This window comes from Streptomyces sp. NPDC051211, from assembly GCF_040689505.1.
Lineage (GTDB): Bacteria > Actinomycetota > Actinomycetes > Streptomycetales > Streptomycetaceae > Streptomyces.
The window spans coordinates 267677-284674 of record NZ_JBFBAV010000001.1 but is presented as its reverse complement, the minus strand read 5'-3'; the positions used below and the strand labels follow the sequence as shown (position 1 = coordinate 284674).

Below are 16998 nucleotides of genomic sequence, written 5' to 3'. Positions count from 1 at the left end.
CGGACGTGACGGCGCCCCCGAGCCCGGCCCCCTCAGGGGGCCGGGCTCACCGGCGTCGGTGCCCCGGCCTCCAGCAACGCGCGGGTGACCGGGTGCCGCGGGGCGGCCAGGAGCTCGTGCGCCGGGCCCTCCTCCACGATGCGGCCCGCGTCCAGTACGGCGATCCGGTCGGCCAGAGCGCCGGCGGCTGCCAGGTCGTGGGTGATGAACACCAGGCTGAGCTCGGCGCGTTCGCGCAGGCCCGCCAGGACGCCGAGGATGGCGTGCCGGGCGGCGGCATCCAGCCCGGAGGTGATCTCGTCGCAGACCAGTACGTCCGGCTGCGCGAGCAGGGCGCGGGCGAGCGCGGCCCGCTGGAGTTCGCCGCCGGAGAGCCCGCCGGGGCGGCGCCCGGCCGACTCCCCGCTCAGGCCCAGCTCCCCCAGGGTCCGCACGGCCGCATCCCGTGCCTCCTCCCGGCCCGCTCCCCGCAGCCGCACCGCGGTGCGGGCGACCTGGTCGAGGACGGGCCGGTGTTCGTCGAAGGCGGCCCGCGCGTCCTGGAACACGTACTGTACGGCGGCCAGTTCGGCGCGCCTGCGGGAGCGCAGGCTGCGCTGCAGCGGGGTCCCGGCCAGCAGCACCGCACCGGAGTAGCGGGAGTGCAGGCCGGCCAGGCAGCGGCCCAGCGTGGTCTTGCCGCTGCCGGAACGGCCGACGAGCGCCAGGCACTCCCCCGCCGCCACCGAGGTGGCGATCCCGGAGAGCACCTCGGTGGTGCCCCGTCCGGTGCGGTGGGTGGCGGACAGCTCCTGTACGGCGAGGCGGACGGGGCCGCGCGGCCGGGGGGCCCGCGGCTCGGGGAGCGCCTCCGGTCCGGGATCGGCGAGCACCGAGGACACCGGCCCCCGGTCCACCACCCGGCCGTCCCGCATCACGACCACCTCGTCGGCCAACTGCCGGACGACGTCCAGGTCGTGGCTGAGCAGGACCACGGCGATGCCCTGCCGGGCCACGGCCGCCAGTTCCTCGACCACGCCCTGCTTGGTGAGGGCGTCCTGGCCGGTGGTGGGCTCGTCGGCGACGATGACCCGGGCTCCCACCAACAGGGCCTGGGCGAGGACGGCCCGCTGCTGCTGGCCGCCGGAGAGCTGGTGGGGGAAGCGGCGCAGGACGGCCGCCGGGTCCGGCAGGCGGGCCAGCCGGAGGGCTTCCGCCACCCGCCGGTCCCGCTCCGGCCGGCCACCGGCGCCGCCCCGCAGGGCGGCGATGTCCCGCAGCAGGGCGCCCGTGCGGCGGGCGGGGTTGAGGACGGCCGCCGGGTGCTGGGGCACGTACCCCACCGTGCCGTCCGGCGTGCGGACGATGCCCTCGACCCGGGCGCCCGGCGGGTATTCGCCCAGCAGCGCCAGGCCCGTGGTGGTCTTCCCGCTGCCGGAGGGGCCGATGACGGCGGTGATCCGCCCGGCGCGGGCCTGCAGGCTCACGCCGTCGACGACCGCCCGTCCGCCGATCTCCACCCGAAGGCCCTGTACTTCCGCGACGAGGCTCATCGTGTCGCTCCTTTCCGCTGCAAGGCGGCGTCGAACAGCAGATTGGTGCCCATCGACAGCGCGGCGATGAGCAGGGCGGGCACGACCACGGCCCAGGGCTGGAGGAACAGTCCGGGGCGGTTGTGGTCGACCATGACCGCCCAGTCGGCGGCGTCCGGCTGGACCCCCACGCCCAGGAAGGCGGCGGTGGCGACCAGGTAGAGGGCGCCGGTGAGCCGGATCCCGGCGTCGGCGGCCAAGGTCCGGCGCATCGAGCGGGCCACATGGCCGACGGCGGTGCGCCACCAGGACTCGCCCTGCATCCGCAGGGCCTCCACGGCGGGCCGGGAGGCGATCTCGACGGCCGCCGCGTGCACGACCCGCGCCGCTTCCGGTACGGCGGCCAGCCCGACCAGGACGGTCAGCCCGGCCGGGCCGGGCGCGAGGGTGGCCGCGACGAGCAGCACCAGCAGCAGGGAGGGTACGGCGATGAGGACGTCGAGGGGCCGCATCAGCGCCTCCTCCAGCCAGGTACGCCGGGTGAGGGCGGCGGTGAGGCCGAGCGGCACGGCGAGGAGGTAGGCCAGCACGGTCGCCGCGACGGCCACGAGGACGACGGAGCGGCCGCCGAGGAGGAGTTGCCGCCAGACGTCGCGGCCGCTGAAGTCGGTACCGAGCCAGTGCCCGTCGCCGGTGCCGTAGGAGACGGCCCGCGGCCCGGGCGGGCCGGCCAGCAGCGGGCCGAGGAGGGCGAGCAGCAGGGGCAGGGCGATCAGGGCGAGGGCGAGAGCGTACTTCGGCAGGCTCTGCTTCACGGTCATGCCGCCACCTCCGCGCGGGGGGCGAATCGGCGGGCGACGAGGTCGGCCGCGAGGTTGACCAGGACGGTGACGAGGCCGAAGACGACCGCCATGCCCTGGACGACCGGCAGGTCTCGGGCGGCGACGGCCTCGATGAGGACGGTGCCCAGTCCCGGGACGACGAAGAGTGCCTCGACGACGATCACCCCGCCGAGCAGCCAGTCGCAGGTGCGGGCCAGTTGCTGGGTGGCGGGGGCCAGGGCGTTGGGCAGGGCGTGGGCCCAGCGGGTGCGGCGGCCGGAGATGCCGTAGCGCCGGGCCTGGGCGACGTACGGCGAGGCCATCGCCTCGACCATGCCGGCCCGCACCAGGCGGCTGATGGTGCACACCGGGCGGGACAGCAGGACGACGACGGGCAGGACGAGGACCGCGGGCCGGGTGAAGGGGTCCGCGCCGACGGCGGTCGGCGGCAGCCAGCCGAGCCAGAGTCCGAAAAGGGTGGCGAGCAGCACGCCGAGGGCGAATTCCGGTACGGCGTGCACGGCCAGGGTCAGGGCGCTGACGGTCCGGTCGAGGAGGCCGCCCTCGCGGCGGGCCGCCAGCACGCCGAGCCCGACCGAGACCGGGACGAGCAGGGCGAGGGTGGCGGCGGCGAGGAGCAGGGTGGGGCCGATGCCGGCGGACAGGTAGCCGGTGACGGGCCGGCCGGTGACGAGGGAGGTGCCCAGGTCGCCGTGGAGCATGCCGGTGACCCAGTCGAGGAGGCGTTCGGCGGCCGGCCGGTCCAGGCCCATGGCTTCGCGGATGCGGGCGATGCGCTCGGGGTCGGGCTGCTCCCCGGCGAGGGCGACGGCGGCGTCGCCGGGCAGGGCCTCGGTGAGGACGAAGATGAGCAGGACCACGGCCGCCGTCTGCCCCAGGCCGAGGAGCAGGCGGCGGCCGATCCATGACAGGTGCAGGGTCACGCGAGCCAGGTCTTGTCGAACCGGGCCCAGTCGAGGGTGTTGGCGGGTGCCTGGTCGGAGACGCCGCGGACCTTGGGCGCGGTGGCCACGATCCAGTCGGCGAAGCCCCAGATCAGGAAGCCGCCCTCGTCGTGCAGGCGGCGCTGCATCCGCTCGTGGAGCGCGGCGCGCTGCTTCTCGTCGCGGGTGGACTGGGCCTGCTGGTACAGGTCGTCGAAGTCCTTGTGCTGCCACTTGGTGGCGTTGGTGGTGGAGCCGGTCAGCAGGCGCTGCGAGACGTGGGACTCGATGGGCATGGCGCCGGACCGGTAGGAGGCGAAGGTGCCGGAGTCGAGGATGTCCTTCCAGTAGGTGTCCTTGTTGCCGACCTTGACCTCGACGGTGACGCCCGCCTTGGCGGCCTGCTCCTTGAAGATGCCCGCGGCCTCGATGAAGCCGGTGGCGGCGGGGGCGGTGTCGAGGGTGACCTTGAGTCCCTCGGCGCCGGCCTCCTTGAGGAGCGCGCGGGCCCGGTCGAGGTCCTGGGTGCGCTGCGGCAGGCCGGCCGCGTAGTACCGGTAGCCCTTGCCGAAGAGGTCGTTGCCGACCTCGCCGGCTCCGGACAGCGCCCCGTCGACGAGTTCCCGGCGGTCGGCGATGAGGAAGAAGGCCTGGCGGACCCGCTTGTCGTCGAACGGGGGCCGGTCGGTCTTCATGACGAAGCCCTGCATGGCGCTGCCGGGGAGGCGGATGATCTCGATCCGGCCCTTGCCCTGGTGGGTGCGGGCGCTGGCCGGGGTGAGTTCGTGGGCGTATTCGACCTGGCCGCCGAGCAGGGCGCTGACCCGCGCCGATTCCTCGGAGGCGACGACGAATTCCAGCTCGTCCAGGTGCGGGGCGCCTTCCCAGTAGGCGTCGTTGCGCTTGAGGAGGAGGGAGCTGCCGGGCTTGAAGGAGACGAAGGTGAACGGGCCGGAGCCGATGGGCCGGTCGAAGGAGGCGGCGTCCTTGGGGACGATGTACGCGCCGAACGCCGCGAGGACGTTGGGGAATTCGGCGTAGGGGCGCTTGAGCCTGAACTCGACGGTGGACGCGTCCACGGCCCGGCTGGCCGCCAGGTCGACGGGTTCGAGGGAGGCCTTGGCCCGGAAGGTGCCCTTGGGGTCGGCGATCCGGCGGTAGCTGTACAGGACGTCCTCGGCGGTGACCGGCCGGCCGTCGTGGAAGGCGGCCTTGCGGAGGGTGATGCGCCAGGTGTCGAGGGTGGCGTTGGGCTCCCAGCGTTCGGCGAGCCGCGGGACCGGGGCGAGGTCGGCGCCGAAGTCGGCGAGCTTGTCGAACAGGGCCTTGGCGCGGGCGGCGTCGACGAACAGGCTTGCGGCGTGCGGGTCGAGGGTCTCGCTCACGCCGCCGCCGGCGAAGGCGGCGCGCAGCCGGCCGCCGCGCCGGGGCGGGCCGGCCGCGGCGTTCTCGGCGTCCGGCGTGGTGCCCGGACCGCAGCCGGCGGCGGTGAGGGCGAGGGCGGTGGCCCCGGTGGCGAGGATGAAGCCTCTGCGGGCGAGGCCGCTGGAGCTGTGGTTCACGGGGTGTCTCCGTTGCTGTGCTGGGGGGTGCGGCGGGCGATGAGGTGGAGGCGGTCGGAACTCGTGGTTCCGTACGGGGGTTCGCCTTCGCTCCACGGCGGTTCGGTGCGGGGACCGGGACCGTCGTGGAGGGCGAGGACCTCGAACCCCGCTTGGCTGAGGAAGTACCGGAGTTCCTGCGGGAAGAGCAGGCGCCAGGCGGAGCGCTGCTCCTCCTGCGGGCAGCCGTCGTCGGCGGTCCAGATCCTCCGGCGGCGCAGAAGTTGTGCGCCGTGGTCGACCCACAGGGTGGTGTGGGAGGTGTAGGTGGTTCCGCGCCAGGTGAAGGTGGCGGTGCGCGGGCCGTCGAGCAGTTCGGTGGTGCCGAGGAAGAAGGCGCCGTTGCGCATTTCGGCGACGAGCAGGCCGCCGGGGGCGAGATGGGCGCGGCATCGGGCCAGGAAGGCCGTCAGGTCCTCGTTGGTGTGGCAGTAGAGCAGGGCGCTGTCGAGGCAGACGATCCCGTCGAAGGTGGTGCCGAGGTCGAACTCCCGCATGTCGGCGTGGTGGTAGGCGGGGCCGGGGTGGTGGCTGCGGGCGTGCGCCAGCATGGCCCCGGAGGTGTCGATGCCGGTGACCCGGCGGCCGGCCCGGTGGTGCAGCCAGGCGGCGTCGCGGCCGGTGCCGCAGCCGATGTCGAGGATGCGGGGGCCGGTGCCGTGGCGTGCCAGTACGTCCTCGGCCCAGCGGGCGGCGAGGTGACCGGGGTCGGGGAAGCGCTCTTCGTAGAGCTCGGGGTGGTCGGTGAGGAGGTTTCCGCTGGTCACGTGGTCTCGCTTCGGGGGCGTGCGGGGGCCCGTGGGGGCAGGGGGTCGGGCGGCGAGTCGGGGGGCGGGTCCGGTGGCAGGCCGCCGCGGCGGTGCAGGCGGGTGACCGCTGCCGCCGAGGTCAGGCCGAGGGCGAGGCAGCAGGCGTACGGCAGCCAGGTCAGGCCGGTGTGGCCGGCGGTGTCCATGGACCAGCCGATCGCCGCGCTGCCGGCGGCTGCGGCGAAGCCGGAGACCGCGTAGAAGACGCCGTAGGAGGTGCCGGTCAGGGTGGAGCGGCCGAAGGCCGGTATCAGCTCCATCACGAACGGGGAGGCGATCATCACGCCGAGGTGCAGCAGCAGCGCGCCGGCGAGGACGGGCAGCAGGTGCAGCGGGTGCGCGGCTGCGGCGCCCGCGACCAGCATCGGCGGCACGAAGCCGAGGCCCATGACCGCCAGGCCTGCGGCGATCCAGCGGCCCCTGCTGCCGCGGGCCTTGAGGCTTCGGGTGATGCGCAGCTGGAACAGCAGGTTGGCGACGGTCCCGGCGAGGAAGAGCAGCCCGATGGAGCCGTCCCAGCCGGAGGCCCGGGCCGCGGCGTGCGGCAGCAGCAGGTAGAGCTGGTTCTCCAGCCCGTACATGCCGACCATGGCCAGGGAGAACGCGAGCAGCTGGCGGTTTCCGACGGCCTCCCGCCAGTCGCCGAGCACCCCGGTGGCGGGTGCCTCGACGGTGCGGGCGGGCAGGACCAGGAGCTGGGCGAGGGTGAGGACGGCGAACACGGCGGCGGCGGTGACGGCGGCGGCCCGGAAGTCCACGAGCAGCAGCAGGCTGCCGAGGAGCGGCCCGAGGAGGGCTCCGGTGGTGGCGAAGACGTTGAACAGCGCGAAGGCCTCGGCCTTGCGCTCGCCGGCCTCCTGGGCGACGTACGTCCGCACGGCGGGGTTGAACAGGGCGCCCGCCAGCCCGCTGAGCATGGAGGCGGCGAGCAGCAGGGGCAGCGCGTCCCCGAGGGCGAACAGACCGAATCCCACGGTGCGCAGGGCGCAGCCCGCGATGATCACGCCGCGGGCGCCGAGCCGGTCGGCGGCCGATCCGCCGATCAGGAACAGGCCCTGCTGGCTGAGGTTGCGCAGGCCGAGGACCACGCCGATGACGGCCGCCGAGAGGCCGAGGTCCTCGGACAGGTGGGTGGCGAGGTACGGGATGAGCAGGTAGAAGCCGGTGTTGACGCCCAGCTGGTTGACCAGGAGGAGGCGGACGGCGAGCGGGAAGCCGCGGACGGCGGCGAGGGTCTTCACCGCGCTCCCTCCGGGCCGGTCCCGCGCACGTCCTGCCGTACGTCCTGCCGTGCGCCCCGCCGTACGTCCTGCCGTCCGTCCTGCGCCATGTCCTTCCGTACGTCCTCCCGTTGGGCCCGCCGGACGCCGAGGCCGGCCCGGTCCGCGACGCGTACGGTGCCGTCGGTTCCGCCGATGCCCGTCCAGGGGTCGTCGGCGAGCAGCAGGTGTCCGTCGAGGTCCACCCAGCGGGCCCGGTCGGCCAGGTGCACGGCGGGGGCGATGCCGAGGGAGCTGGCGGTGAGGCAGCCGAGCATCAGCTCGGTGCCGCTGCCGTGCAGGGCGTCGTGGATGCGCAGGGCGGCGCGCACCCCGCCGCATTTGGCGAGTTTGACGTTGACCCCGTGGACCAGTCCGGCGAGGGCGACGGCGTCCTCGTAGGAGACGGCGTCCTCGTCGGCGATGACCGGGACCGGGGATTCCTTCGCCACCCGGGCGAGGGCGTCGGGGCGGCCCGGGGCGATGGGCTGTTCCACGGCGGTGACGCCGAGGGCGGCGAAGCGCGGGAGCAGGTCGAGGGCCTGCCGTTCGGTCCAGGCGCCGTTGGGGTCTAGCAGCAGGCCGGCCTCGGGCGCACCGGTCCGCACGGCCTCCACCCGGGCGAGGTCCTCCCCCGGATCGGGGGATCCGGCCTTGACCTTGAGGGCGGTGAATCCGCTCACGGCCAGGCGGGCGGCCTGCGCGGCCGCCGGGACGGGCGCGACGATGCCGATCGTGCGGGTGGTGGCGGCGGCCGGGGCGGTGGGCGTGCCCAGCAGCTGGTGCACGGGCCGGCCGGCCCGCTTGCCGACCAGGTCGAGCAGGGCGGCCTCGACGGCGGCGAGGACACCGGCCGGGAGCTCGGGCAGGCCGGGCAGGGCGCCGGCGGTGTACTCGTCCCACAGCGTCTCGGGGTCGGGGAAGCGTTCGACGACGGGGCGCACGGCGGTGAGGTTCCGCACGATGCGGTCGGTGGGCAGGCCGAGGTAGTCGCTGCTGACGGCCTCGCCCCAGCCGGTGAGTCCGCCGTGTTCGACGGCGGCCCAGACGGCGTCGCGGCGGGCCATCACGGAGCGGGAGATGCGCAGGGGTTCGGCCAGTTCAAGGGTGGTGGTGTGCCATCGGAGTTTCACGCGGCACCTCCCCGGGCGGGCGCGGACGGCCGTGGCCGGGTGGCGGCGACCGGGTCGAGGACGGTGCGGCAGCGGGCCCAGCCGGTGGCCTCGGCGGCCTGCGGATGGGCGATCTCCAGCGGGCGGACGGCCAGTTCGGCGCGGTCGAGGCCGTGGGCGCGGCAGAAGTCGTCGTCGTAGACGGTGCCGAGGTAGCGGTGCGGGCCGTCCGGGAAGACGGTGGCGACGACCGCGCCGGCTTCCAGCCGGGCCGCCCAGGCCGAGACCAGGGCGACGGCGCCGGTGCTCCAGCCGCCGCTGACGAAGCTGCCCCGGGCGAGCCGGCGGCAGGCGTCGACGGCTTCGGCCGGGCCCACCCAGTGCACCTCGTCGAAGGCGTGGTGGGCGACGTTGCGGGGGTGGATGCTGCTGCCGAGCCCGCGCATCAGGCGGGGGCGGGCGGGCTGGCCGAAGATGGCGGAGCCGACGGAGTCGACCCCGATGACCTTCAGCCGCGGCCAGCGGCGGCGCAGCGGCCCGACGAGTCCGGCACTGTGGCCTCCGGTGCCCACGCTGCACACCAGGATGTCCAGGTGGTCGAGCTGGTCGCAGAGTTCGGCCGCCATGGGGAGGTAGCCGGCCGCGTTGTCGGGGTTGTTGTACTGGTCGGGCCAGTAGGCGTCCGGCATCCGGGCCAGGACCTCGTGCAGCCGGGCGATCCGGGCGGCCTGCCAGCCGCCTTCGGCGGCGGGCCGGTCGACCAGCTCCAGCCGGGCGCCGTACGTGCGCAGCAACTGGCGCATGGACGGTTCGAGTTCGGTGTCGCCGACGAGGACGACGGGGTGGCCGAGGGCCTGCCCGGCGAAGGCGAGGCCGAGGCCGAGGGTGCCGGAGGTCGACTCGACCACGGGGGCGCCCGGGCGGAGTTCGCCGCGGCTGCGGGCGCCGAGCAGCATGGAGACGGCGGACCGGGCCTTCATGCCGCCGGCCCCGAGGCATTCGAGTTTGGCCCAGAATCCGGGGTGCTGGTACGGGAGTTCGGCGCGGACCCGGGCGAGCGGGGTGCGGCCGATCAGCGCCAGCAGCTCGGGGCGGGCGGCGCCGGCCGGCAGCCGGTGCAGCGGGGGTGCGAGGGTCACCGGGCACCTCCGTAGCGGTGGATGACTCCGGGGCCGCCGTCGAGCCAGAAGAAGGGGAAGGGTTCGGCGGACACGGCGCTCACCCCGGCGCCCAGGAACCGGGGCAGGACGGCGCTGCCGGTCTGGGCGAACATGACGAGGGGCTTGCCGGTGGTCGCGGCGTGGTCGAGGAGCGGCTGGAAGGTGCCGTTGCCGAGGGTCATGCCGGAGGCCAGGACGGCGTCGCAGCGGTCCAGCTCGGCGAGGGCGTCGGTGTGGACCGGCTCCCCCCATTCGGTGGTGCCGCCCTTGAGGTCGCAGGGCAGGTATCCGGTTCCGCGGGCGCGCAGTTGTTCCAGCAGGGAGTTGACGACGCCGACGACGAGGACGCGGTGGAGCCCGGCGGCGGGCAGGAGGTCGACGACCGCCCGGGCCCGGGACCGGGACCGGTGCAGGGAACTGCCGGCCGGCAGGGGGTGGGGGCGGGCGCCGTGGCCGGGGGTGTGCGGGCGTACGTGCATCAGGTACGCGTCGAGGGCGGCCATGCGGACGGGCAGCAGCGGGTGGTCGAGGAGGTCGGCGACGGTGGTGCCGACGCAGTCGTCGAGGGCCGCCGCGGGCAGCGCGCCGGGTTCCACGGCGCAGGATCCGACGGCCGCGTCCAGCCGCAGGCTGAGGACCTCGTTGCGGTAGCCGCTGCTGCGGCCTTCGTGGCGGACGGCCTGGGCGGTGGTGAAGGCGAGCGCGATGCGTTCGCGGGCGGGGTCGGGGCCGTATGCCCCGGCGCGGACCCGGGTGATGAGCTGGTCGACGGTGCGGGCGGGGGCCGGCTCGTGCCGGGGGGCCGCCTGCGCTGCCTGGGCTGCCTGGGCTGCCTGTGTGGTCATGCGGGCACCGCCACGGGCAGCACGGCGCCCTCTTCTTCGAAAGTGGGGTGCAGGTGGGCGAGGAGCCGCTCGGCGGTGTCGCGGGCGCCCGCGCCCCGGGTGTCGGCGGTCATGATGTGGCCGAGGTATTCGTTGTTGCTGGTTGCGGCGCGGACGGTGCGGCCGGGTTCGGCGAGGGTCAGTTCCAGGACCTCGGGCCGCTCGCGGACGCCGTCCGCGCCCTCGATGGCGGCGAGGGTGCCGGTGGTGTCGGGGAGCAGGAAGGCGATGGCGGCGCTGTGCACCCCGGTGGGGCGGGGTGCCAGGTCGGGGGTCCGGCCGAGGGCCACGTCCACGCAGGCGGCGGCCAGGTCGATGCCCGTGACGTGCCGGACGAGTTCGGTGATCCGGTTGCCGGCCGGGCGGGGGTTGACCTCGACCACCCCGGGTCCTTGCGGGGTCAGTTTGATCTCGGTGTGGCAGACGACCTGGTCCAGCCCGAGGGCCTCGACCGCCGCCAGGGCGGTCTCGGCGGCCTGCTGCCGCAGCTCGGCGGTGATGTCCGCCGGGAACATGTGGCCGGTCTCGATGAAGGCGGGTGCTCCGCCGATGCTCTTGTCGGTGATGCCGACGATGTGCGCGGTCCCGTCGAAGGAGACGGTTTCGACGCTGACTTCGGGTCCGGTGAGGAGTTCCTCGAGGAGGAAGAGCGGGGCTCGGTCCTGGCCGCGGGCGTTCACCGGGAACGCGGCCAGCGCCCGGCAGGCCGCGTCGAGTTCGCTCGCGTCCCGGACCTCGCGGACCAGCATGCCGGCGCACAGGTCCACCGGCTTGACGACCAGCGGGTAGCCGATCTCTCGGGCGGCGGCTGCCGCCTGCGCCGGGTCGGTGCAGATCGCGAAGCGGGGGCCGGGCACCTCGGCCTCGGCCAGGATCCGGCGGGTGAGGTCCTTGCGGCAAGCGGCCTCGACCGCGGGGGCGGCGGGGCCGGGCAGGCCGAGCCGTTCGGCCGTACGCGCCACCGCGGGCAGGTAGTAGTCGCAGGAGGACACCACCCCGTCGAAGGCGAGCACCGCGTGCAGCCGCTCCAGATGGGGCAGCAGCGCGTCCGGGTCGTTGGTGTCGGCGGTGAGGATGTTGCGGGCCGCGAGGAGGGGGTGCGGTCCGTCGGCGGAGCCGGCCCGCAGGTAGTGGTGGAGGTCGCGGGTGACGAAGGTGAACTCGTGTCCGCCCTCGCGGATCGCCCTGGGCAGCAGCCTGCTCATCGATCCCACCCAGCTCTCGAGAACCAGCAGATGTGCCACGGAACTTCCTCTCAGACCGCCGTCACGGCTCCGGGTGCGTCCGGAGCCGAGCAGGACGTTATCTGAAATCGTTTTCATTTCCAATACATGGGTTTTCGGGTAACGTGCCGCCCGTGAACCAGCTGCAGATCGGGCCGTACGCGGTACGGCATGCCCGGCCGGAGGACGTCCCCGGCGCGCGGAGCGTCATGCTCGACACCTTCTACCGGGAGTTCGACTACGGGTACGTGCCCCGGTGGCACTCCGATGTCGTCGACATCGAGGCGGCGTACCTCGCCCACCCGCGCCACACCCTGGTCGTGGCGGCCCTGGGCACCGAGGTGGTGGGCACCACCGCCGTGCACTCCCGCGGGCCGGCCCATCCCCCGCACCCGGCCCGGCTCGCCGAGCAGTACCCCTCGGGCAGCACGGCGCAGCTGCTGCGCGTCTACGTGCGCCCGGAGCACCGGCGGCACGGGCTGGCCCGCGCGATGGTCGGCGCGGCCTGCGCGTTCGTGGCCGAAGTCCCCGGCTACGAGCGCATCTACCTGCACACCAATGTCGACATCCCCGGCGCAGAGGGGTTCTGGCGGAGCCTCGCCACCGAGGTGTGCGACGCCCGTACGACCGGGGAGCACGGCGGCTACGGGACGGTCCACTTCGAGATCCCGGTCCCCGTCCCGTCCCTGGCCCGCGGCTAGCCGGCCCCCGGAGCCGGCGGACCAGGCGTCACTGTCCGGCGTCACCGTCCCGGCGTCAGTGGACCCGGCGTTCCTCCAGCGGGGCCCGCCGGAGGGTCTCGTCGCCCACCCGGGGCAGGTGCGGGGTGTGGTTGACCAGTCGGGCCGAGTTGCCGACGACCGCGATGCTGCTGGTGTTGTGCAGCAGTGCCGCCAGCACCGGGTTCATGGTTCCGCCGGCCCCGGCCACCAGCCCGAGCAGGTTGACGCCGATGGCGAGCCCGTAGTTCTGCCGTACGACGCGCAGGGTGTGCCGGCTGAGTTCGACGACGGCGGCGACCTGGCGCAGGTCGTTGCCGGCGAGCGCGATGTCGGCGGTCTCCAGGGCGACGTGCGAGGAGTGCTCGCCCATGGTGATGCCGACGTCGGCCAGGGCCAGGGCGGGGGCGTCGTTGGTGCCGTCGCCGACCATCGCCACCGTGTGGCCCTCGGCCTGGAGGTCCCGGATCAGCTGGAGTTTGGCCTCCGGAAGGGCGTGCGCGTGGACCTCGGTGATGCCGAGGGTGTCGGCGACGACCTGCGCGGTTTCCGGGGCGTCGCCGGTCAGGAGGACGAGGCGGGACACTCCGAGGTCGCGCAGCTGCTGGATGACGGTCTCGGCGCCGGCCCGGACGGCGTCGGACACACCGAGCATGCCGATCAGGTCCTCGTCGTGGGCCAGGCAGATGACGGTCTCCCCGCCGCCGCGCAGCCGTTCCGTCCAGCCCTGGGCCTCGTCGGTGAGGCCGACCCCGTGCCGGCGCAGCAGGGCGGGGCTGCCCACCAGCAGCCGGGTGCCGTCGAGTTCGGCGCGCATGCCCATGCCGAGGACGACCTCGCAGGCCTGGTGGATGGGGATGTGCAGGTGCTGTTCCTCGGTGCGGGCGACGATGGCCTGGGCGAGCGGGTGGCGGGCGTGGAGTTCGCCGGAGGCGGCGAGGCTGAGCACCTGGTCGGCGGTGAAGCCGTCGCTGAGGGTGACCACGCTGGTGACCAGGGGGCGGCCGAAGGTGAGGGTGCCGGTCTTGTCGAAGACCACGGCGGTGACCCGGCCGATGCCCTCCAGGTGGGTGCCGCCCTTGATGAGGGTGCCGCGGCGGGCGCCGTTGCCGATGGCGGCGCTGATCGCGGTCGGGGTGGCCAGGCCGGCCGCGCAGGGGCAGGCGATCAGCAGCATGGTCATGGCCCGCCGGGCGTCACGGGTGACCCCGTAGGTCAGCGCGGCCAGCGCGAAGGAAACGGGGACGAACCGCCGGGTGAAGCGGGCGGCCACGGTCTGGATCGGCGCCCGGTCCGACTGGGCCTCCTCGACCCGGCTGATGATCCGGCCCACCGTGGTGTCCCGGCCGACGGAGTCGGCTCGTACGGTCAGCGAGCCTGAGGTCACGATGGTGCCGGCGTACACGTGGGAGCCGTCGCGGGCGTAGACGGGGAGCGCCTCGCCGGTGACCGCGGCCTGGTCGACCAGGGCCTCGCCGGAGACCACGTGGCCGTCGACGGGGATGCGGTGGTGCTCGTACACGGCTACCACGTCACCGGGCTCGACCTCCTCCAGCGGCACCTCGACCTCCACCCCGGCCTCGCGGACCAGCCAGACGCGCTCCTCGCCGATGGTGAGGAGGTCCTCGATGGCGCGGCGGGTCCGGCGCAGGGTGATGGTCTGCAGGAACTCGCCGATGTTCAGCAGCCACAGCACGGTGAGGGCGACCACGTTCTCCCGGAGCACCAGCGAGATCACTGTCGCCGCGGTGACCAGGGTGTCCGTACCGGGACTGCTGCGGCCGCGCAGCGAGCGGACGGCGCCCCGGAAGAAGGGCAGCCCGGTGAAGACGGTGATCACGCCGAGGAAGCCGCCGGAGCCGAGGGTGAACGGGGGCCGCCCCAGCAGCCGCCGCAGCGCCACGAGCGCGAGGACGGCGCCGCCGACCACCAGTCGGGCGACCTCACCGGTGGAGGAGTCGGGGGTGGAGCGGGTGGGCCGGGCGGGCGCGGAGGCGGGCGGGGCCTCTTCCAGGAGGGCGACGAGGGCGTCGACGTCCAGCTCCTCCGGGGCCGTCCAGACGACCACGCTGCCGGTGCGCGGGAAGATGCGCAGCGCGCGGAACCCGCTGACGCCCGCGAGCCGGTCGTCGACCAGTCCGGCGCATCCGGGCCGGTCCCGTAGCCAGGGGACGGTCAGCCGGGCCCGCCCCGCCGCCACCGAGCACACCAGGACGGCGGGCATGATCAGTGCTCGTGATCGTGGTCGTGGTTCTCGACCTTGACCGCGGAGGGCGGCGGTACCTCCTCGCCGAGCGAGGTACGGGCCTCCGCCAGCATGTCGCCGGCCTTGAGCCGGGCCTCCTCGGCGGCCGAGGCGAGCCAGCGGCTCGCGACGATCCCGCCGGCGAGCCCGCCGACCAGCGCCTTGCGGGCCGCGGGCTTGGCGGCGGGCAGATTCTTGATGATCAGCCCGCCCACCACTCCGGATACCGCGTAGTGGGCCAGTTTGCCGGCGGTCGCACCGGCGATGGCGAGGGGGTGCATGGACTGCTCCTTCCGTCCGCGCCGGGGGGCGCGACGGGCCACCATGTCCAGTGTGGACCCGCGGGGGCGCGCGATCGAGCGGGACGGCGGGCGGGCGGAAGGCCGGGCGGACGGGCGGCCGCGCGGAGCAGGCGCGGGGCTCAGCCCGGCGGCTGCTGCCGCAGGGCCGTCCGGCCCCGGTCCCAGGCCGCGCGGAGGCGGGCGGCGAGGCGGTCCTCCAGCAGGAGGGTAGCCGCGCAGCCGAAGGCGATGTCGGGTTCGAGTTCCGGCTCGTCGGCGAGCAGGCCGCCGATGACGTCCCGGCGTACGACCTGCTCGTGGACGGCGTCCGCCTCGACGTGTTCGGCGTAGAAGCGCTCCGCGGCCGGTCCCGCTCCGCAGCGCCGCATGGCGTGGGCGAGGCGGCGGGAGCCGGGCGAGGAGGTGACCTCGACGCAGGCGAAGTGTCCGACCAGGGCGCCGCGCAGGGAGCGGTGCAGTCCGAAGAGGGACATCAGGTTGACGGTGGCGAGCAGGGGGGCCGGGGCCCGGTCCAGGTAGGTGCCGTACGCGGGATCCAGGCCGAGGTCGGTCATCAGGTCGGCGAAGAGGCGGGCGTGGATGCGGTCCGGGCGGCCGGCGCCGAACTCGTCGTACTCGATGGCCACCATCGCGGCCTTGGCCCGGCCGGTCAGCCTCGGAATGACCCAGGCGTGTGGATCGGCCTCCTTGAGGTGGTAGAGGGAGCGCAGCGCCGCGTACTCGCGCAGCTGCCAGAGCTCGCCGTCGGTTTCGAGGTGCCGGCTGAGGCTGCCGGTCAGGTCGACGGGCTCGACGAGGAGCGGCGCGAAGGCCTCCTCCACGGTGGCGGGCCCGTCGTGGAGTGCGGTGCGCAGGGCGTGCAGGAAGCGGTGCTCCAGGGCGCGGCGCAGCCGCAGCAGCTCCGGATCCCATTCCCGGTCGTCGTCGACGCCGGCGAAGCCGCGGTAGTGGAGTTCGTACAGCAGGTAGAGGGCGAGTTGCAGGTCCTCGCCCCACGGGTCGGCGCGACCCACGGCCGCCTCCTCGTACGCCGGGGGCCGGCCGGTGCGCAGGGAGGCCACGACGGCGTCCGACAGCCGGCCCCGCCCCGGGACCAGCGTGGGGCGGGCGGGGCGGGTGGGGGCAGGGCTGAGCGTGGTCATCGGGCGGTCCTGTCCTCGGGGGCGGAGGGGCGTTCGCGGGGGCGGTGGCTGGTGTCGCACCACGGGTAGGTCCGGCTGCGGCGGCAGGTGCACACGGCGACCAGGAAGCGGTCGGAGCGGGCCACCGTGCCGTCGTCGAGGACGATCTCCACGGGGCCCTCGATCAGGACCGGGCCCTGGGGGTCCACCGCCACCCGGCGGGCCGGGCAGGCCGGTACGGCGGGGCGCGGGGTGTCAGAGGTACCGGGCACGGATGACCACCAGCTCTTCCCACTCCTCGCCGGCGTCGGCCAGGCCGCGGCGCTCCAGCCAGGTCCGCCGGGCGCGCAGCACCGGGCCCCACGGGACCCGGGCCCGCGCCGTCACCTCGGCGGCCAGCCCGGCCCGCTCCAGCCGCTGCACGGTGCTCTGGGGCCCGCACATCGCCGAGTGGACCATGAGGAGTACGCCGCCGGCTGCCAGCAGGGCGGGAGCCCGGGCGCAGATCCGGTCGATGACCTCGCGTCCGTCGGGGCCGCCCTCCCAGGCGCGGCCGGCGCCGTGGGAGGGCAGCCGGGCGAGCGGGGAGGGCACGTAGGGCGGGTTGGCCAGGACCACGTCGAAGCGCCGGCCGCGGGTGCGGTCCGCGAAGTCGCCGTGCAGGACCCGCAGGGGCAGACGGCGGCGCAGGGCGTTCAGGCGGGCGGCGAGCACGGCCGGCCAGGAGACGTCCACGGCGGTGACCCGGGCCCCGGTGGCCGCTGCGCGGAGCGCCACGGCGCCCGTACCGGTACCGATCTCCAGGACCTCGGTGTGGGGGCCCAGCCCTTCCCGGGCGAGGGCCCCGGCGAGGAGCCGGGTGTCGGCCTGCGGGCGGTAGACGCCGGGCAGGGCGATCAGGGGCTGCAGGGCGTTCCCCGCAGTGAGGACGGAAAGCGGCACGGTGACCTCCGGATCGACCGGTCCGCGCATGCGGACCGGGGTGGCAGGGGATGGTCTTCGGTAGGTGGCGGCTACCCAGGGCCACGGGACTCAATGCACAAACGGCGCAAAGCGCCAATCAGCGGCCGGGAGGACGCCGTGCCCGGGCCGGCCGGGCCGCGCCGGCGGTGGAGCCGGGTGTGCGGAGCGGCGCGACGGGTAGGCGCAGCGCATGTCCACCGAGGAGAGGAGTGCCCGTGCACGGCCGCTCGTCCATGAACAAGCCCGAGCTCGAGCGCGAGCTCGGGCACTGAGTCCCCGGATCCCGGGATCCCGGGTCACTGATCCCGGGCCACGAGTCACGGG

Annotated in this window: 16 protein-coding genes; 1 reads left to right on the top strand and 15 read right to left on the bottom strand. The window is 74.8% G+C overall.

From position 1 onward, the window contains the following. Positions 1 to 32: 32 nt before the first annotated feature. From AB0447_RS01385 to AB0447_RS01340, 10 genes are read right to left on the bottom strand one after another with little or no spacing between them, the layout of a single operon-like run. Positions 33 to 1532: an ATP-binding cassette domain-containing protein gene (locus tag AB0447_RS01385; RefSeq protein ID WP_366474347.1), complete on the bottom strand. Its 1500-nt coding sequence runs from the start codon at positions 1530 to 1532 to the stop codon at positions 33 to 35. Further along, positions 1529 to 2332 carry an ABC transporter permease subunit gene (locus AB0447_RS01380; protein WP_366474346.1) on the bottom strand — a complete coding sequence of 268 codons (804 nt, stop codon included), beginning with the start codon at positions 2330 to 2332 and terminating at the stop codon, positions 1529 to 1531. Before AB0447_RS01380 ends, AB0447_RS01385 begins: the two co-directional genes overlap by 4 nt. After that, a complete protein-coding gene (locus AB0447_RS01375; RefSeq protein WP_366474345.1) occupies positions 2329 to 3276 on the bottom strand; it encodes an ABC transporter permease in 948 nt (315 codons plus the stop codon). Before AB0447_RS01375 ends, AB0447_RS01380 begins: the two co-directional genes overlap by 4 nt. Then, on the bottom strand, positions 3273 to 4838 hold the full coding sequence (locus tag AB0447_RS01370; protein ID WP_366474344.1) for an ABC transporter substrate-binding protein: 1566 nt from the start codon (positions 4836 to 4838) through the stop codon (positions 3273 to 3275). Before AB0447_RS01370 ends, AB0447_RS01375 begins: the two co-directional genes overlap by 4 nt. Beyond that, positions 4835 to 5644 carry a class I SAM-dependent methyltransferase gene (locus AB0447_RS01365; protein WP_366474343.1) on the bottom strand — a complete coding sequence of 270 codons (810 nt, stop codon included), beginning with the start codon at positions 5642 to 5644 and terminating at the stop codon, positions 4835 to 4837. The genes AB0447_RS01370 and AB0447_RS01365 overlap by 4 nt, the downstream gene beginning before the upstream one ends. After that, complete coding sequence (locus AB0447_RS01360; RefSeq protein WP_366474342.1) at positions 5641 to 6927, bottom strand: MFS transporter; 1287 nt, start codon at positions 6925 to 6927, stop codon at positions 5641 to 5643. Before AB0447_RS01360 ends, AB0447_RS01365 begins: the two co-directional genes overlap by 4 nt. Beyond that, positions 6924 to 8078, bottom strand: a complete 1155-nt coding sequence (locus AB0447_RS01355; RefSeq protein WP_366474341.1) for a dipeptide epimerase — start codon at positions 8076 to 8078, stop codon at positions 6924 to 6926. Before AB0447_RS01355 ends, AB0447_RS01360 begins: the two co-directional genes overlap by 4 nt. Continuing rightward, positions 8075 to 9196, bottom strand: a complete 1122-nt coding sequence (locus AB0447_RS01350; RefSeq protein WP_366474340.1) for a pyridoxal-phosphate dependent enzyme — start codon at positions 9194 to 9196, stop codon at positions 8075 to 8077. The genes AB0447_RS01355 and AB0447_RS01350 overlap by 4 nt, the downstream gene beginning before the upstream one ends. Next, positions 9193 to 10062: a DUF364 domain-containing protein gene (locus AB0447_RS01345; protein WP_366474339.1), complete on the bottom strand. Its 870-nt coding sequence runs from the start codon at positions 10060 to 10062 to the stop codon at positions 9193 to 9195. The genes AB0447_RS01350 and AB0447_RS01345 overlap by 4 nt, the downstream gene beginning before the upstream one ends. Then, positions 10059 to 11345: an ATP-grasp domain-containing protein gene (locus tag AB0447_RS01340; protein WP_366474338.1), complete on the bottom strand. Its 1287-nt coding sequence runs from the start codon at positions 11343 to 11345 to the stop codon at positions 10059 to 10061. Before AB0447_RS01340 ends, AB0447_RS01345 begins: the two co-directional genes overlap by 4 nt. Before the next feature lie 113 nt (positions 11346 to 11458). Between AB0447_RS01340 and AB0447_RS01335 the strand changes: the two genes are divergently transcribed. Continuing rightward, positions 11459 to 12025: a GNAT family N-acetyltransferase gene (locus tag AB0447_RS01335; protein ID WP_366474337.1), complete on the top strand. Its 567-nt coding sequence runs from the start codon at positions 11459 to 11461 to the stop codon at positions 12023 to 12025. A 55-nt stretch (positions 12026 to 12080) separates the two neighbouring features. Here AB0447_RS01335 and AB0447_RS01330 read toward each other — a convergent pair whose 3' ends face one another. From AB0447_RS01330 to AB0447_RS01310, 5 genes are all read right to left on the bottom strand, one after another. Beyond that, positions 12081 to 14267, bottom strand: a complete 2187-nt coding sequence (locus AB0447_RS01330) for a cation-translocating P-type ATPase (protein WP_366474336.1) — start codon at positions 14265 to 14267, stop codon at positions 12081 to 12083. A 2-nt stretch (positions 14268 to 14269) separates the two neighbouring features. Then, positions 14270 to 14569, bottom strand: coding sequence for a DUF1490 family protein (locus AB0447_RS01325; protein ID WP_366474335.1), 300 nt, complete (start codon positions 14567 to 14569; stop codon positions 14270 to 14272). A 140-nt stretch (positions 14570 to 14709) separates the two neighbouring features. Further along, positions 14710 to 15732: an iron-containing redox enzyme family protein gene (locus AB0447_RS01320; RefSeq protein WP_366474334.1), complete on the bottom strand. Its 1023-nt coding sequence runs from the start codon at positions 15730 to 15732 to the stop codon at positions 14710 to 14712. After that, the gene (locus AB0447_RS01315; RefSeq protein ID WP_366474333.1) at positions 15729 to 15983 is read right to left on the bottom strand and encodes a CDGSH iron-sulfur domain-containing protein; all 255 of its coding nucleotides are present in this window, start codon (positions 15981 to 15983) and stop codon (positions 15729 to 15731) included. Before AB0447_RS01315 ends, AB0447_RS01320 begins: the two co-directional genes overlap by 4 nt. After that, positions 15967 to 16683, bottom strand: a complete 717-nt coding sequence (locus AB0447_RS01310; RefSeq protein WP_366474332.1) for a HemK2/MTQ2 family protein methyltransferase — start codon at positions 16681 to 16683, stop codon at positions 15967 to 15969. The genes AB0447_RS01315 and AB0447_RS01310 overlap by 17 nt, the downstream gene beginning before the upstream one ends. Positions 16684 to 16998: the final 315 nt, after the last annotated feature.

Excerpts from the sequence above, each read along its gene's own strand:
- AB0447_RS01320 (WP_366474334.1), bottom strand. The coding sequence starts at position 15,732 with ATGACCACGCTCAGCCCTGCCCCCACCCGCCCCGCCCGCCCCACGCTG.
- AB0447_RS01380 (WP_366474346.1), bottom strand. The coding sequence starts at position 2,332 with ATGACCGTGAAGCAGAGCCTGCCGAAGTACGCTCTCGCCCTCGCCCTG.
- AB0447_RS01310 (WP_366474332.1), bottom strand. The coding sequence starts at position 16,683 with ATGCGCGGACCGGTCGATCCGGAGGTCACCGTGCCGCTTTCCGTCCTC.
- AB0447_RS01325 (WP_366474335.1), bottom strand. The coding sequence starts at position 14,569 with ATGCACCCCCTCGCCATCGCCGGTGCGACCGCCGGCAAACTGGCCCAC.
- AB0447_RS01385 (WP_366474347.1), bottom strand. The coding sequence starts at position 1,532 with ATGAGCCTCGTCGCGGAAGTACAGGGCCTTCGGGTGGAGATCGGCGGA.
- AB0447_RS01345 (WP_366474339.1), bottom strand. The coding sequence starts at position 10,062 with ATGACCACACAGGCAGCCCAGGCAGCCCAGGCAGCGCAGGCGGCCCCC.
- AB0447_RS01330 (WP_366474336.1), bottom strand. The coding sequence starts at position 14,267 with ATGCCCGCCGTCCTGGTGTGCTCGGTGGCGGCGGGGCGGGCCCGGCTG.